This window comes from Sinorhizobium psoraleae (assembly GCF_013283645.1).
In the GTDB taxonomy this organism is placed as follows: domain Bacteria; phylum Pseudomonadota; class Alphaproteobacteria; order Rhizobiales; family Rhizobiaceae; genus Sinorhizobium; species Sinorhizobium psoraleae.
Genome location: NZ_JABEKV010000002.1, coordinates 353,912 through 368,385 on the forward strand (window position 1 = coordinate 353,912; position 14,474 = coordinate 368,385).

Consider the following 14,474-nt stretch of genomic DNA (forward strand, 5'->3'; position numbering starts at 1 on the left):
CAACATCAAGGCTCGAATTGGGATAGCGAAACCCGTCACCAAGGCATCCAGACAACCGACACCTCAAAGCAACGGATAATATTCACAACTCAAGCTGGAATTTCAGTTCAAAGTATTTTCCACGACGACACTTTGCATTTACTGCATTAACACTGATCGTCGAAAAGTCCAAACATAATTTTATGGTACCGCAGCAACTTAATTCCGAACTGCTAAAATTGTCACCGCGCATGGTATTGTTCTGAAATACAGACACAGCAACGATGCCGATCAAAGCCGCCGCGCCTCTTCCTTTTGCGGAAGCTGATCTATCACCGACAGTTTCGTCAGTCTGTAACCCGCCTGGTGCGCGGCCTTGGCCAAAAGATGGGCGGAGATCGGCGCCGTCAGAATGAAGAACACAAAACCGGCAAGCGCACGCACGAAAATCGCGCCGTCAAGGGAATGCAACCCAGCGGCAAGTAGCAGCAGGCCGGAACCGATGGTACCCGCCTTCGACGCCGCATGCATGCGCGTGTAGAGATCAGGAAACCGAACGATCCCCAATGCCGCCAGCAGAGAGAAGGCGGCACCGACGACGACGATCAGCGCGACGACGAGAGCGACTGCCGCATTGACTTGCGCTTCCATCAACGTGTTCCTCGGCGTTTGCGGCGTGGCGCCTGGACGGCCTTGCCGCGCTTCGGGGACCCCTTGGCAGACGCGCCCTCCGCGGCCTGTTCCGGCGCGAGTCCGCGCGCCAGAACGAAACGGGCAAAGGCGACGGTCGCGAGAAAGCCGACCAGACCCAAGGCGATTGCGATGTCGATGTAGAGGCTGAAGCCAGTCTTGATGGCGATCACTGCGATGAAGCCGATCGCGATCGCCACGAGCATATCGAGCCCGAGAACGCGGTCCGGCAAGGCGGGGCCCCTAACGATGCGCAACACCGTCATCAGCAGCGCGACGGACAGGAGCACCAGCGCGAAGTCGATCGCTACGGAAAGCACAGCATCGGGCGTCACCATCCGAAGGCCTCCCGGATACGGCGCTCGAAGCCACGCGCGATGTCCTGCCGAAGAGCGCCGGGGTCGGCGCAGTCAAGCGCATGGACGTAAAGGGTCTTGCGATCGTCGGAAACGTCGACCGAAAGGGTTCCCGGCGTCAGAGTGATGAGATTGGCGAGCAGGGTGATCTCGAAATCGCTTTTCAGCATCAGCGGATAGGCGAAGATGCCGGGCTTCAGCACCATCTTCGGCTGCATGACGAGAATGGCGACCTTGGTCGCGGAAACGGCAAGCTCCTTGAAGAAGAGCAGCATGAGGAGCAGCACCCGCAGAGGTCTTATCGGATACGTGACAGGCTGCAACTCACGGCGGATGAGCGCGAGCGACAGCGCGCCGGCCAGAAAGCCGAGCATGAGATTTGCGGGGCTGAAGCTCGAGCTGATGGCGCCCCAGACGATGGTGAAGATCAGGTTGATCGCAAGAAACTTCATTGCAGGCCTCCCGCGGGAAAGACCGAATTCAGATAGGCAGAGGGCTCCGCAAGCCCGGCGGCGGCACTCTGGATCGTCGCCAGCAGCGGCTCCGGGTAGAGGCCGATCCCGAGCGTGAGAAGGGAGAGTGCCGCAAGCGGCGCCAACAAGGTCGAGGGCAGTCGCACAGCCTCGACCACCGGACCGGCTTCGTCACGCCAGTAGGCGAGCAGGAACAGCCGCCCGGTCGCAATCAGCGTGCAGAAACCGGCGAAAAGGAGCGCCGCTGCAAGCCACCAGGCGCCGATGTCGAGCGCCGCCTTGACGAGCATGACCTTCGGCCAGAAGCCGGAAAAGGGTGGCAGCCCGGAAACGGCGAAGCACAACATCAAGGTCAGCGCGGCAAATCCCACGTTCTTTCGATAGAGGCCCGACAGGGTCGCGATGGAAGAGCCCCCGCCGAGCCGCGCGGCGATCCCGGCGGCGAAGTAGAGGCCCGTCATCACCAGCATCGAATGCAGTGCGTAGAAGATCGCGCCGCCGATGCCGCCAGGGCCGCCGATGGCAATCCCCGCCAACATCGATCCGATTCCTGATACGACGAGATAGCCGAGGATGCGGCGGAAGTCCGTCTGCGCCAGAGCGCCGATTACGCCGACGATCATCGTCAATGCTCCGGCAAGCGCCATGACGAAGCTCCACTCTTCTCTTTCCACCGGGAAAAGCATCACCATCACACGGATCAGCGCGTAAATACCGACCTTGGTGAGCAGGCCGGCAAAAAGCGCCGACACGACGACACGCGGCGTATGGTAGGAGGCAGGCAACCAAAAATTCACGGGAAAAGCCGCGGCTTTCATGCCGAAGGCCAGCACGTAGAGCGCCGTCAGCGTCATCAGCGGCGCGCTGCCCCGTAATCCTTCCGCCTTGCGCGCGATGTCGGCCATGTTCAGCGTCCCGAACACGGCATAAAGATATCCCGTCGCAACCAGGAACAGCGTCGTTGCCACGAGATTCAGGAAGCCATACTTCACGGTGCCGTCGATCTGCTCGGGCTCCGAACCGAGAACCAGAAGACCGAAGGACGAGATCAGCAGAACCTCGAACCAGACGTAGAGATTGAACACGTCCCCTGTCAGGAAGGCTCCGGAAACACCCGCCATCAGCAACATCAGGAACGGATAGAAGCCATAACGCCGGCCACTGTCGTTGATATCGGCGAGCGAGAAGATACCGCCAGCGAGCGCGACGATCGCGGCGACCAGAGCAAAGAGCGCTCCCGTTAGATCGACCGTGAAGGCAATGCCGAAGGGCGGCAACCATCGGCCCATCACCATGGTCACCGGCCCGGCCGTCGCCACATGCCCAAGCAGGAGGCCATCGATCAGCACAAGTCCCCCAAGCCCGGCGATCGCCATGATCGGGTGGAGGTTGACCGCGCGGCGCAGCATGACCAGCAATGCACCGACGGCGAAGCACCAGGCAACCGGCAGGATCACCAGCCAATCGGCAACAGTCGCCGGTCCGAGAACGAGCGCGGCGGAAAGATCGACGGATGATGAGGTCGGGACAGCCATGAGATCGATCAATATCCAAGCGGCGGCATCGGTTCCTTCACCGGTTCCGCCACACGCATCTCGTCCGTGTTATCGGTCGAGAGATCCTCATAGGCGCGCCAGGCGAGAACCAGCAGGAAGGCGAAGAAGGAAAAGGAGATGACGATCGCGGTCAGGATCAGCGCCTGCGGCAACGCATTGGCCGCAGGGCCGTCAAGCGCATCGGCACCGGCGGTTATGACCGGCGGAACATCGCGCGTCAGCCGGCCACCGGTGAAGATCAGCAGGTTGACGGCGTTGCCGAGGACCGCCACGCCAAGGAGCACGCGGATGATGAACTTCGACAGCATCAGGTATACCGCGACGGTGAAGAAGATACCGACGAGCAAGGCAAACCAGGCTTCCATCACTCACCTCCCCGTTCTTCAAGCGAGAGCGCGACCGAACTGATCGCCCCTACGACGACGAGATAAACGCCGGTATCGAACAGCATGACGGTCGAGAGCGGGATCTCGACACCAAAGAGGGACGGGTAGACCCACAGGCCGGTCATGAAGGGTACGCGCGCAAAGACCGAAATCAGACCGGCGACGGTCGCGGCAAAGAGCCCTGCGCCCGCGATTGCCATCGGATGGAAATAGATCGCCCGTCTTACGGTCTCGACGCCGTGGGCGATGCCGTAGATCGCGAGCGCCGAGACGGCGATCAATCCGCCGATGAATCCGCCGCCCGGTTCGTTGTGGCCCCGCAACAGGACGAAAATCGAGAACAGCATCATCAGGCTGGTCAGGAACGGCGCGACCGTGCGGAAAATAACCGATTTCATACGCGCTCCTCCGCAGCCGATCGATCGGCGCCACGCTTGAGCGAGCCCGGCCTCAGCCGTACCAGCGAGAGGATGGCAAGGCCGGTGATCATCACGACGGCAATTTCACCGAGCGTGTCTGTGCCGCGGAAATCGACGATGATGACGTTGACGACATTGGCCCCATGCGCGATCGATTTCGAATAGAGATTGTAGAAATCGGTCAGCGTCGCATCGAAAGGCGCCCCCGTGGCCCGAAGCAGGAAGAGGCCGAAACCGAGCCCACAGGCGAGCGCTATCATCGAATCGGAAAACTTCTGGCGCAGCGGTCGGTGATCCGAAGGCGAAAGCCTGAGCCGGGTCATCACCAGCGCCAGCACTACCACCGACAGCGTCTCGATCATGAACTGGGTAAAGGAGAGGTCCGGCGCCCCATAGAGCAAGAAGATAACGGCGACCGCGAAACCCTGAATGCCGAGCGAGACGATCGCCGTCAGTCGATCGGCCGCCAGCACCACGGCAAAGAGGCCCGCGACAGCAATGGCCATGATCGCAAGCTCATGGGCTGGAACGTCCGCGGCAAAGAACGGCGCGCGCGGCAGTTCGCCATAGCGGACGGGAGTTGCGAGAAGGACGACCGCGATCAGCACGAAGACGACGGTCATGTAGACATCGAGCCTGCCGCTCTGCAGCCGGCGAGTGATGGCCACGGCGAGCCGCAAAAGCCCGCGGATGAACTGATCGAAACCCCGATCCGGCCCCCAGCCTATGTCCGCAAGGATGAGCGCCATGACCGCGCGGAGACGATCAAGATTGAGATAGAAGGCGACACCGACGAGCAGCGTGACAGCCGAAAGGACCAGCGGTACGCCGATATGCGGCACAAGCGAGACCACCACCGTTCGCGGTTCGCCCGCAATGGCGGAAGACATCGGCGAAGAAATCACCCGATGGGCAAGGCCGGACATCAGCGCAACCGACAGACCCATCAGTGCCAGGATCGCCGGACCGAGCCAGAGGAGAACCGGCGCCTCGTGAGCATGCCTCGGCGTCTCCACCTTTGGCCCGAGGAACGGTTTCAAGGCTATCGCGAAGGCGACCGCAAACATCAGGGCGTTACCGAGAACGGTAAGCCCCGCAAAAACCATCGAGCGCCGATCGAAATTCGATAGGCCCTCGTAGATTTCCTCCTTTGCGAGGAAGCCGAAAAAGGGTGGCAAGCCGCCCATCGAAAGCGCAGCGGCAAGGGCGACCGCGAAGGTCAGCGGCATCGCCGAGCGCAGGCCGCCAAGCCTTGTCAGATCGCGCGAGCCCGTCTCGTGGTCGATGATGCCCGCAACCATGAACAAGGCGCCCTTGAACAGCGCGTGCGCCACGAGATAGAGCGCTGCCGCTTCGACCGCGTGCGGCGAACCGAGGCCCGTCAACAAGACCAGAAGTCCGAGCGAGGCCATCGTCGTATAGGCAAGCATCAGCTTGAGGTCCGTTTGGCGCACTGCCAGCGCTGCACCGCTCACGAGCGTCGCAGCCCCGAACAGTGGCAGCAGGAACTGCCATTCAGGCGTACCCCCGAGCACCGGATTGAGCCGCATCAGCAGGTAGACGCCCGCCTTCACCATCGTCGCCGAATGAAGATAGGCAGAAACCGGCGTCGGCGCCTCCATGGCATTTGGCAGCCAGAAATGGAACGGAAACTGCGCAGACTTTGTGAAGGCTCCGCCCAGCACGAGAAGAAGTGCCGCCAGATAGAACGGGCTCTCCCTCAACTCCGTGCCGAAAGAAAGGAGCAACGAAAACTGGGCGATGCCACTCACGTTCCAGAGGATGAGAAGGCCGGCGAGCAGCGACAGGCCGCCTCCCCCCGTGACGACCAATGCCTGCAGCGCCGCACGGCGCGCGGCCTCGCGACCATGATCGAAGCCGATCAGCAGGAAGGAAGTAATCGACGTCAGTTCCCAGAAGACGAAGAGCATCAGGAAGCTGTCCGAAAGGACGAGACCCTGCATGGAGCCCATGAACATCAGGATGAACGAAATGAACCGACCCTGATGCGGATGACCTTTGAGATAACCGCCCGAATAGAGCACGATCAGCGTGCCGATGCCGGAAATCAAAAGTGCGAAGGTGAGCGACAGACCATCGATCAGCCACGAGAAGCTGACATTGAAGGAAGGGATCCAGGCATAGCCGCCGGTGACTACTTCGCCGGCAGCAATTTCCGGAACGAAGCCGAGGAAATGCACGAAGATCGCAACAGGCGCGAGAGCCAGGAGCCAAGCGGCATTGTGACCCAGAAATCGGGTCAGGACCGGCGCCACGAGCGCCGCGACGAAGGGGAGACTGAGGGCCAGAAATGTCAGGGCCGCGACATCCATCGTCTTGGCAAGCTCCTTTGTCGTTTTGACCATTCGATCAAACTGTCGCCGGACATAAAAGAAGGCCCGTTCCGCCTCAAGAGTGAATCGGCACGAATCGTAGTTGCGCGACAGTAATACAATGCAAAGTGCAGGCAAATCTTGGCCTGTCGAGTGTGCCAGCCGCTATCGCCATCCAGGCAAGCGCTATTTGCGGGCGCGCCGTCCGAATCCTATATAATCGCCGCGACCGAATGGAGATCGACGATGGCCGATGCCGCTTCTCCGAAAGTGAAGAGGACAAACGAGGAATGGCGGGAACTATTGACGGCACGGCGATGACTTTCGAAGAGGATTGACAGCGCGAGGCGGAAGCGGTGCCATGAGCGTGAGCGCTTGCTTTTCGCGTTGTGTTGAACGCGCGGCGCTCCGGCTGTTCCAGCAGAAACAGCAAGGGCTTCGGGGGCCGGGCTACGAGGAGCGGCAGATCGAAGCAAGCCGAAAGGATGCCCGCATGCGCCGTGCTTTCTTCGCCTTCGCCCTCTTTTGGGGGCTCGCGCTCCCCGCAGCCGCGGAGGACGACTGGCACCCCTACGCCAATCCTCGCTTCGGCTATACGGTCGACATCCCGCCGGGTTTCGAGATGCGCCAAGGGGCTGCCGATGATGGAGACGGCGCAAGCTTCCACGCGGACGACAATGGAGCGACGCTTGCCGTCTTCGGAAGTCATCCGCCGGACGGTGATTTCGAGACCGATGTTGCCGACCATATCAGCCTTGAGACGCAGAACGACTGGAGAATGCTGTTCTCACGCGTTACACCCGCCTGGGCGAGCTTCTCCGGTGCCCGCAACGGCGAAGTCTTTTATGCCCGCGCGATCGCCCTATGCGACGGCAGTGCCGCGTATTTCCGGCTGCAATATCGCAAGAATCCGCTGACGAGTTTCGATGGCATTATCTCGCGCATGGCCGAGGCACTCAGGCCGTCCGACGGCTGTCAGCTTGCGCCGGAATGACTACAACGCCGTGTCTCTTGAGACGCGCAATGGCTGCTGCAGCACTTTGACTGCTGCTGTTTTTGTCCTCAAATCGGTTCCGATTCAAGGAAACATACAGTTCCTCAGCACGAGAGAAATCAGGATATCGTGGTGCCGCTGAAACAGGTTACGACCGCCGAATAGTGTACTGCCGAGCCAGCAACGACGAAGCCGTGCCATATTGCGTTCTGGAACCGCAGGCGTTCCCAGACGTGGAAGATAACTCCCGCCGAGTAGATGATGCCACCGATCAGGATCAACACCAGCGTTGTCGCCGTCAGCATTGACTGAAGCGACCGGGCGGCAAGCACGCCGCTCCAGCCCATCGCAAGGTAGAGCAGGATTGCAAGTCGGTCGAAACGTCCGGCGAAGAGGCACTTCATCACCACCCCCAGGATGGCAATAGCCCAGATGCCGATCAGCATCTTGAAAAGGAACGGGTTGTCCCAGCCGCGCTGGAGAAACGGCGTATAGGTTGCCGCGATCAAGACGAAGATCGAGGAATGATCGAACCGACGCAGAAGCCATTTCATCCTGCAAATCGGGAAGAGATTGTAAAGGAAGGAAACCGAGAGGGTGGTAACGAGCCCGATGCCGTAAATCCAGGCTGCCGCAAGCTGGCCGGACGTACTCCAAAGCGTTGCATAGAAAATCAGCGCCGTAACACCGCAGAGCGCTGCAGCAAGACCGATGCCGTGAACGATGCCATCCGCAATCAATTCGGACCGGTCATAGGTCCACTTGACGCCGTTGATCTCCACGCGATCCCTCCCCTCGACGCTGCATCCTTCGGACGCACAAAGGGCCCGCTCATTCCTACGGCGCCGTGCTTCTTATCAGACGCGCAAAGGTCGCTGTAGCACTTTGAATTGCTGCATGTTTTTGCCCTTGAATCGGCTCCGACCAGGAAACATGCAACAGGTCCGCGCACCACCCGGAAATCGATCCCGACTTCCCCATCGGCGGCTGGCGTTCGGTCCGCGCAGGCACGTGTTTACCCGTTTAACGTGCCACAGCAAACGGCCGCAGAAAAGAGGTGCCGGGACTGCGAAAGGATCAATTTTTGCAACCTATTACAACAGTCGGCTAACGTCGTGCAAAACGGACGCGATTGCCGCAGCCCGAGCTGCTGCTTGAAGGAAGCGATTGAAGGCAGCCTGCGGAGTGCCCAATCTCGATCGTTATCATGCTACCCATCACGGTGATTACGCCGTATGGACAGCAACGGCGGCCCTCGACGGTCGAACGCTTCAGCCGTCAAGTGCACCGAGAACCGCCGCGCCGCCGAAAATGCATGAGTCCAGCCTATCTTGCGCGTGCTACTTCCGCTGCGCAGGTCTGGCAGAGCGGTGCGTGCGGCACCGCGTGCAGTCGTTCCGGCGAAATCTGTTCGCCGCAGCGCACACAGGTGCCGAAGGTTCCGGACTCAATTCGGTCCAGGGCAGCGTCGATGGCGCGGATTTCACCCTGGCCCGCGAGGCCGAGGCCCTCCAATACTTCGTCGCCTTCTCGTTCGGTGACACGATCGGGCACGTCGGCATTCATCGGTTGATCGAGGTCCTCCTCGATCTTCACCAGCCGACCATAAAGTTCGCGTTTGCGGCGGAGAAGCTGTTCGCGAAAGTCTTCAAGCGCGTACTGATCCATTGCAGGGCTCCTTGGTCGCGGCGTGGTTCGACAACGCCGCCTTCTTGTTCATTTTTAGCGGTCGACGAGAACCGCGCATGGGCAATGGCTAACGACACGGCTGGCGGTCGAGCCGATAAAGTAGTCAATCAAACCCGGCCGGTGCGAAGCAATAATCACGAGGTCCGCGTTCTCTTCCTTCGCAAGAGCGTTGATCGTGCCGGCCGCTCCGCCGGTGCGGATTTCGATGCGCCCCCTGATCCCATGCTTGGCCTTCAATGCTTCCAATGTCTTGACCGCATGCCTGCGCGACTCCTCGATCATCTCGAGCGGAAAATCGACGATCATATATCCTTGTGCATAGGCATTCAGGTCCTCTACGACGTTGAGCAGGACGATTTCCCCCTCGTCGTCGATCAGCTTCTCTGCGATGCCGAGGACGGATTCGCCGTGCTCCAGCTGATCCATGGCGATCGGAACGATGATTTTCTTGTACATGCTGCACTCCTTCTCTTGCGTTCCCCGGTCGCCATGCGGCGAGGCCAGCCCCTACAGCGCCACGCGTCTCATGAGACGCGCAAAGATCGCCGTAGCACCTTGAATAGCTGCATGCTTTTGTCCTTGAATCGGGCTCCGATCGAGGAACACGCAGCAAGCGCGGGTCGAGGGGTAAAACCGGTCTTCACTTCCCCCCGTCCCGCGCCAACATGAAATTGCGCGGAGGCGATGTTCCAGCATTGATTGAAATCAAATCGGCCGCCACCGTCGTATTAGCATCACTGAAAGATCAGGTAGCGCGGTGGTCATGGCTGTCAACGCTCATCGAACACAACATCAAGTAATATAATAGCTTTCCTGAACGCGGTCACGAGCCCATATTAAGACAAGTTTCAAGAAACTGCGATCGGCGGCCAACGGGGCGCCGGACTGGCCTGAAAGGCTATTGCAATGCAAGATTCAACCCTTTCGCGCTCGACACAGAGCATGCCCGCGGACCATGCCGTCGCGATGCCGGCCTTTGTCGACCGGTCCCATCTCGTCGTTCAGGATCTGCCCATGGTATCCGCCTGGTACCAGAGGATTATGGGCCTGACGCCGATCGAAACCGGTGCCAACGGCGAGACGCTTGGCGTCGCCGGCCGGCCTCTGCTGACGCTGACGACCGAAAGCGACGCGGCAAGGGCACCGCGCAACGCGCCGGGCCTGTTTCACACGGCTTTTCTCGTTCCCGATCGGCGCGAACTCGGCCACTGGCTTGCCCATGCGGCGCGCAACAACATCCGCCTTCAGGGCGCATCCGACCACCTGGTCAGTGAGGCGATCTATCTCGCCGACCCGGAAGGCAACGGCATCGAGATCTATCGTGACCGCTCCCGCAGCGAATGGAACTACCAGCCGGACGGCATGGTAGCGATGAGCACGCTACCGCTCGACCTGCAGGCCCTCTACGACGAAGCGCCGAAAGGTGATTGGAACAGTCTCGCGGAAGGCACGACGATCGGCCATATCCATCTGCAGGTTTCCGACATCCCCCAGGCGGACGCATTTTTTCGCGACGTGCTCGGACTGGACCTGATGGCGCGCTACCCGGGTGCGAGCTTCTTTGCTTCGGGCAAGTATCATCATCACGTGGCGGCCAACATCTGGAATTCTCGGGGCGCTCCCAAACGTCAGCACAACATGACAGGCCTGGCGGATTACACGATCCGCTTCAGCGATGCCGCGAAGCTCGCAACGGCGCTAGCCAAGCTGGACGAGCTGGAAATGACGGTAACCAGGCAAGGTGACGTCCACAGCCTCGTCGATCCGTGGGGCATCGGCCTCAAACTCTCCACCTGACAAGCAGTCGCCGAGCCCTGCAGCGGTCGCACCAGCGTGCCGTCCTGGCGGCGAACCGGCGGGTTCGAGCAGGAAAGTTCTCCTATTTGGCAACATTCCGCCTTTTATTTGGTTTTCGTAATAAACCTGATCTTAGGGAGGCGAGAATGCCGGGGAAAATTCTGGTTCTTGGCGCCACCGGCACCGTTGGCAGCAAAGTGATACAGACGCTTGTCGCCAGGGGCGAGCGCACCAAGGCTGCATGCCGCAAATCAATTTCGATACCGGGTGTCGACGCAGTTGCTTTCGACTATCTCCATGCTTCGACCTATGGCTGCGCGCTCGAGGGGGTCGATCGCATCTTCGTTATCACGCCGACCGGGTGCCTCGACCCCGTCAGGCTCCTGACGCCAATCATCCAGGCGGCGGCCGCGCGCGGTATCAAGATCGTGCTGATGACCATGCTCGGCGTCGACACCGGCGGCAGCAATTCCTACCGGACGGTGGAGCTGTTCCTCGAAGAGACCTGCGCGCCATTCGTCATCGTCCGGCCCAACTGGTTCGCCGACAACTTCCACAGCTACTGGCTCGACGGCATCCGCCGCGGCGTGATTGCGGTGCCTGCGGCAGACGGAAAGACGAGTTTCATCGACACGCGCGACATCGCCGAGAGCATTGCATGCACGCTCACGAGCGATGCGTTCAACGGACAGGCCTTCGATCTCACCGGTCCCGAGGCCTTGAGCTATGCCGAAGCGGCGGCGATACTTTCTCGCGCCATCGGCAGGACCATCGCGTACACGCCTGTCGATGACGGGATCTTCATCGGCCTGCTAACCGAAGCAGGTATTTCCGCGACCTACGCCCATCTCCTTGCCGAACTATTCCGGCCGGTGCGCGAGGGGCGGATGGCCGCGCTCAGCAATGGCGTCGAGACCCTGACCGGCAAGGCGCCGCGTTCGCTCGATACTTATGCGAAGGACAATATCGCCGCGCTGACGGCGTGAACTCCGCAAGGCACAACACCCTCTCGTCAGCTCGCATCCGCGCCCAACCACCGCCGCCAGAGAAGCATTGATTGAAACGAACGGGCTCCGGTCTTTCCGCTTGATCGGTGCGATGGCGCTCTCTATCTCATGATCTCCCACCGAACAGATCGGAGACACGCCTTGTCCGCTTTCAACAATCTGCCCGCCGCCCCCGTCGCTCCGAAGAAACCGGTTACCGATACGCGTCACGGCATTACCCGGACCGATGACTATGCCTGGCTCCGCGCGGACAATTGGCAGGCCATGTTCAGGGAACCCTCGATCCTCGATCCGGAGATCCGCAAGCATCTCGAGGCGGAAAACGCCTACATGAGCGCCGCCATGGCGGACACCAAGGAATTGCAGAAAACCCTGTTTGCCGAGATGCGCGGCCGCATCAAGGAGGACGATTCTTCCGTTCCGATGAAGGACGGCGCTTTCGCTTACGGCACCTTTTACGTGACCGGCGGCGAACAGCCGCGTTATTTCCGCATTCCGCGCGAAGGCAACACTAAGGACGAGACGATCCGCCACGTGCTGCTCGACGGCGACAGGGAAGCCGAAGGCAAGGCCTATTTCCGCCTCGCCGGCATCGACCATTCAAGCGACCATTCCCGCGGCGTCTGGGGCTATGACGACAAGGGGTCGGAATATTTCACGCTGAAAGTGCGCGATCTTTCGACCGGCGAGGATTTGCCCGATCTGATCGAGAATACGGGCGGCGGCGGTGCATGGGCACCGGACGGCAAGAGCTTCTTCTACACCGTTCTTGACGAGAACCATCGGCCGTCGAAGATCTTTCACCACGTCATCGGCACAGCACAGAAGGACGACCGGCTCGTCTACGAGGAAAAAGACCCTGGCTTCTTCATGTCGGTCGGCGGGTCGCTGCTCGACGACTTCATCTACATCGATATCCATGACCACGAAACCAGCGAGTACCGGCTGCTCACGACCAAGGACCTGACGGCAGAGCCGCAGCTCGTGGCGGAGCGCGTGACTGGTCTCGAATACTCGATGACGGAAGGCGGTGATGTTTTCTACATCCTGACCAATGCCGACGGCGCCAAGGATTTCAAGATCATGGAAGCGCCTGTGGAAGCGCCGCAGAAGCAAAACTGGCGCGAGGTCGTCCCGCACCGGCCGGGCACGCTGATCCTCAATCACATGGCCTATGCCCGCCATCTGGTCTGGCTGCAGCGTCGCGAGGGGCTGCCGGAAATCGTTATTCGTGACCGCAAGACCGGCGAGGAGCATGCGATCGCCTTTGCAGAGGAAGCCTATTCGTTGGGGCTCTCGGGTGCTGCCGAATACGACACCGACGTCATCCGCTTTTCCTACTCGTCGATGACGACGCCCTCGCAGCTCTTCGACTACGACATGGCAACGCGTCGACGCACGCTCTTGAAGACCCAGGAAGTGCCCTCCGGCCACAATCCGGACGATTACGTCACCCGTCGCGTCTTCGCGCCGTCATGGGATGGTGTCGAGGTACCGATCACACTGCTCTATCGCAAGGATACGCCGCTCGACGGTTCCGCCCCCTGCCTGCTCTACGGTTACGGCGCCTACGGCATCACCATTCCGGCTGGCTTCAACACCAACTGCCTCTCGCTCGTCGACCGCGGCTTCGTCTATGCCATCGCGCATATCCGCGGCGGCAAGGACAAGGGCTTCCAATGGTACGAAGACGGCAAGATGGCGAAGAAGACCAATACCTTCAAAGACTTCATCGCTGCCGCTGACTATTTGAATCAGGAGAAGTTCACGTCCTATGCCAACATCATCGCCGAGGGCGGTTCGGCGGGCGGCATGCTGATGGGAGCGGTCTCCAATATGGCACCGGAGAAGTTCAAGGGCATCATTGCCGCCGTTCCCTTCGTCGACGTCTTGAACACGATGCTCGACGACACGCTGCCTCTGACCCCGCCGGAATGGCCGGAATGGGGCAATCCGATCGAGAGCGCCGAGTTCTACAACATCATTGCTGGTTACTCCCCCTACGACAACGTGGATGCGAAATCCTATCCGGCGATCCTGGCGCTCGGAGGCCTGACCGATCCTCGCGTGACCTATTGGGAGCCGGCAAAGTGGGTGGCGAGGCTCCGGGAGAATACCACCGGCGCCGCGCCGATCCTGATGAAGACCAATATGGATGCCGGCCACGCCGGCGCATCCGGGCGGTTCCAGCGGCTGGAGGAAATCGCCTTCGAATACGCCTTCGCCATCAAGGTCGCGGGAAAGATGTAACGGGCTGGAGGAGGCGAATGCCGGTCTATGTCGCACTGCTGCGGGCGATCAATGTCGGAGGGACCGGCACGCTTCCGATGGCGGAGCTGAAGGCTATTTGCGAGAGCCTCGGCTTCACCGACGTGAAGACTTATATCCAGAGCGGCAATGTGCTCTTTCGTTCCGACCTTTCCGAAGCCAAGGTACAGAAAGGGCTCGAAGATGTTTTGGCGGAACGGATGGGCAAGGCGCCCGGCGTCATCTTGCGCAGCCGCGGCGAACTCCACAAGATCGTCGACGAGGCGCCGTTCGCGGACGCCAAGCCGAATTTTCTGCTGGTGACCTTCCTGCCTGAGCCGCCGCCGGCCGATGCGCTTGACAAGCTCGTCGCGCCGGACGGCGAAGAGGTGCAGATCAGCGGCAGGGAGATCTATATCCATTTTCCCAACGGCTCGGGAAAGTCAAAGCTCAAATTGCCCGCCCTCAAACCGGGTACGGCCCGCAATCTCAATACTGTGCGGAAACTCGCCGAACTTGCAGCCGAGCTCGAAGATAGTCGGGCCTGA

Annotated in this window: 15 protein-coding genes; 5 read left to right on the forward strand and 10 right to left on the reverse strand. The window is 60.5% G+C overall.

The genetic code is table 11. The features are described from left to right. Positions 1 to 270: 270 nt before the first annotated feature. The 7 genes from mnhG to ILFOPFJJ_RS10545 are packed head-to-tail and all read right to left on the reverse strand — an operon-like array spanning position 271 to position 6,192. Positions 271 to 630 (reverse strand): monovalent cation/H(+) antiporter subunit G, encoded by a 360-nt coding sequence (mnhG, locus tag ILFOPFJJ_RS10515; RefSeq protein WP_173510498.1) that lies wholly within the window; start codon positions 628 to 630, stop codon positions 271 to 273. Further along, complete coding sequence (locus ILFOPFJJ_RS10520; RefSeq protein WP_173511486.1) at positions 630 to 1,004, reverse strand: cation:proton antiporter; 375 nt, start codon at positions 1,002 to 1,004, stop codon at positions 630 to 632. Before ILFOPFJJ_RS10520 ends, mnhG begins: the two co-directional genes overlap by 1 nt. After that, entirely contained in the window at positions 1,001 to 1,477 is a 477-nt protein-coding gene (locus ILFOPFJJ_RS10525; RefSeq protein ID WP_173510499.1) for a Na+/H+ antiporter subunit E, read from the reverse strand. Before ILFOPFJJ_RS10525 ends, ILFOPFJJ_RS10520 begins: the two co-directional genes overlap by 4 nt. Next, positions 1,474 to 3,033, reverse strand: coding sequence for a Na+/H+ antiporter subunit D (locus ILFOPFJJ_RS10530; RefSeq protein ID WP_173510500.1), 1,560 nt, complete (start codon positions 3,031 to 3,033; stop codon positions 1,474 to 1,476). Before ILFOPFJJ_RS10530 ends, ILFOPFJJ_RS10525 begins: the two co-directional genes overlap by 4 nt. Before the next feature lie 8 nt (positions 3,034 to 3,041). Further along, positions 3,042 to 3,419 (reverse strand): Na+/H+ antiporter subunit C, encoded by a 378-nt coding sequence (locus ILFOPFJJ_RS10535; RefSeq protein WP_173510501.1) that lies wholly within the window; start codon positions 3,417 to 3,419, stop codon positions 3,042 to 3,044. Beyond that, complete coding sequence (locus ILFOPFJJ_RS10540; RefSeq protein ID WP_173510502.1) at positions 3,419 to 3,838, reverse strand: Na(+)/H(+) antiporter subunit B; 420 nt, start codon at positions 3,836 to 3,838, stop codon at positions 3,419 to 3,421. Before ILFOPFJJ_RS10540 ends, ILFOPFJJ_RS10535 begins: the two co-directional genes overlap by 1 nt. After that, positions 3,835 to 6,192, reverse strand: coding sequence for a putative monovalent cation/H+ antiporter subunit A (locus ILFOPFJJ_RS10545; protein WP_173511487.1), 2,358 nt, complete (start codon positions 6,190 to 6,192; stop codon positions 3,835 to 3,837). The genes ILFOPFJJ_RS10540 and ILFOPFJJ_RS10545 overlap by 4 nt, the downstream gene beginning before the upstream one ends. Positions 6,193 to 6,685: 493 nt before the next feature. On the opposite strand from ILFOPFJJ_RS10545, the gene ILFOPFJJ_RS10550 reads away from it, so the two are divergent. Further along, positions 6,686 to 7,186, forward strand: coding sequence for a hypothetical protein (locus tag ILFOPFJJ_RS10550; RefSeq protein WP_173511488.1), 501 nt, complete (start codon positions 6,686 to 6,688; stop codon positions 7,184 to 7,186). A gap of 119 nt (positions 7,187 to 7,305) precedes the next feature. Here the strand turns inward: ILFOPFJJ_RS10550 and trhA are convergent, their stop codons facing one another. From trhA to ILFOPFJJ_RS10565, 3 genes are all read right to left on the reverse strand, one after another. Then, complete coding sequence (gene trhA / locus ILFOPFJJ_RS10555) at positions 7,306 to 7,968, reverse strand: PAQR family membrane homeostasis protein TrhA (protein ID WP_173510503.1); 663 nt, start codon at positions 7,966 to 7,968, stop codon at positions 7,306 to 7,308. Between the two features lie 544 nt (positions 7,969 to 8,512). After that, positions 8,513 to 8,854 (reverse strand): TraR/DksA family transcriptional regulator, encoded by a 342-nt coding sequence (locus tag ILFOPFJJ_RS10560; protein WP_173510504.1) that lies wholly within the window; start codon positions 8,852 to 8,854, stop codon positions 8,513 to 8,515. A gap of 54 nt (positions 8,855 to 8,908) precedes the next feature. Beyond that, the gene (locus ILFOPFJJ_RS10565) at positions 8,909 to 9,331 is read right to left on the reverse strand and encodes a universal stress protein (protein WP_173510505.1); all 423 of its coding nucleotides are present in this window, start codon (positions 9,329 to 9,331) and stop codon (positions 8,909 to 8,911) included. 450 nt (positions 9,332 to 9,781) lie between these two features. Between ILFOPFJJ_RS10565 and ILFOPFJJ_RS10570 the strand changes: the two genes are divergently transcribed. The 4 genes from ILFOPFJJ_RS10570 (at position 9,782) to ILFOPFJJ_RS10585 (ending at position 14,474) form a co-directional block, all read left to right on the forward strand. Next, entirely contained in the window at positions 9,782 to 10,672 is an 891-nt protein-coding gene (locus ILFOPFJJ_RS10570; RefSeq protein ID WP_173510506.1) for a VOC family protein, read from the forward strand. A gap of 146 nt (positions 10,673 to 10,818) precedes the next feature. Continuing rightward, a complete protein-coding gene (locus ILFOPFJJ_RS10575; protein ID WP_173510507.1) occupies positions 10,819 to 11,658 on the forward strand; it encodes an SDR family oxidoreductase in 840 nt (279 codons plus the stop codon). Between the two features lie 162 nt (positions 11,659 to 11,820). Beyond that, a complete protein-coding gene (locus tag ILFOPFJJ_RS10580) occupies positions 11,821 to 13,929 on the forward strand; it encodes a S9 family peptidase (protein ID WP_173510508.1) in 2,109 nt (702 codons plus the stop codon). A 17-nt stretch (positions 13,930 to 13,946) separates the two neighbouring features. Next, positions 13,947 to 14,474 carry a DUF1697 domain-containing protein gene (locus ILFOPFJJ_RS10585; RefSeq protein WP_173510509.1) on the forward strand — a complete coding sequence of 176 codons (528 nt, stop codon included), beginning with the start codon at positions 13,947 to 13,949 and terminating at the stop codon, positions 14,472 to 14,474.

Coding starts and splice junctions, on each gene's coding strand:
- mnhG (WP_173510498.1), bottom strand. CDS start 630: ATGGAAGCGCAAGTCAATGCGGCAGTCGCTCTCGTCGTCGCGCTGATC.
- ILFOPFJJ_RS10525 (WP_173510499.1), bottom strand. CDS start 1,477: ATGAAGTTTCTTGCGATCAACCTGATCTTCACCATCGTCTGGGGCGCC.
- ILFOPFJJ_RS10530 (WP_173510500.1), bottom strand. CDS start 3,033: ATGGCTGTCCCGACCTCATCATCCGTCGATCTTTCCGCCGCGCTCGTT.
- ILFOPFJJ_RS10535 (WP_173510501.1), bottom strand. CDS start 3,419: ATGGAAGCCTGGTTTGCCTTGCTCGTCGGTATCTTCTTCACCGTCGCG.
- ILFOPFJJ_RS10540 (WP_173510502.1), bottom strand. CDS start 3,838: ATGAAATCGGTTATTTTCCGCACGGTCGCGCCGTTCCTGACCAGCCTG.
- ILFOPFJJ_RS10545 (WP_173511487.1), bottom strand. CDS start 6,192: ATGGATGTCGCGGCCCTGACATTTCTGGCCCTCAGTCTCCCCTTCGTC.
- ILFOPFJJ_RS10550 (WP_173511488.1), top strand. CDS start 6,686: ATGCGCCGTGCTTTCTTCGCCTTCGCCCTCTTTTGGGGGCTCGCGCTC.
- ILFOPFJJ_RS10560 (WP_173510504.1), bottom strand. CDS start 8,854: ATGGATCAGTACGCGCTTGAAGACTTTCGCGAACAGCTTCTCCGCCGC.
- ILFOPFJJ_RS10565 (WP_173510505.1), bottom strand. CDS start 9,331: ATGTACAAGAAAATCATCGTTCCGATCGCCATGGATCAGCTGGAGCAC.
- ILFOPFJJ_RS10570 (WP_173510506.1), top strand. CDS start 9,782: ATGCAAGATTCAACCCTTTCGCGCTCGACACAGAGCATGCCCGCGGAC.
- ILFOPFJJ_RS10575 (WP_173510507.1), top strand. CDS start 10,819: ATGCCGGGGAAAATTCTGGTTCTTGGCGCCACCGGCACCGTTGGCAGC.
- ILFOPFJJ_RS10585 (WP_173510509.1), top strand. CDS start 13,947: ATGCCGGTCTATGTCGCACTGCTGCGGGCGATCAATGTCGGAGGGACC.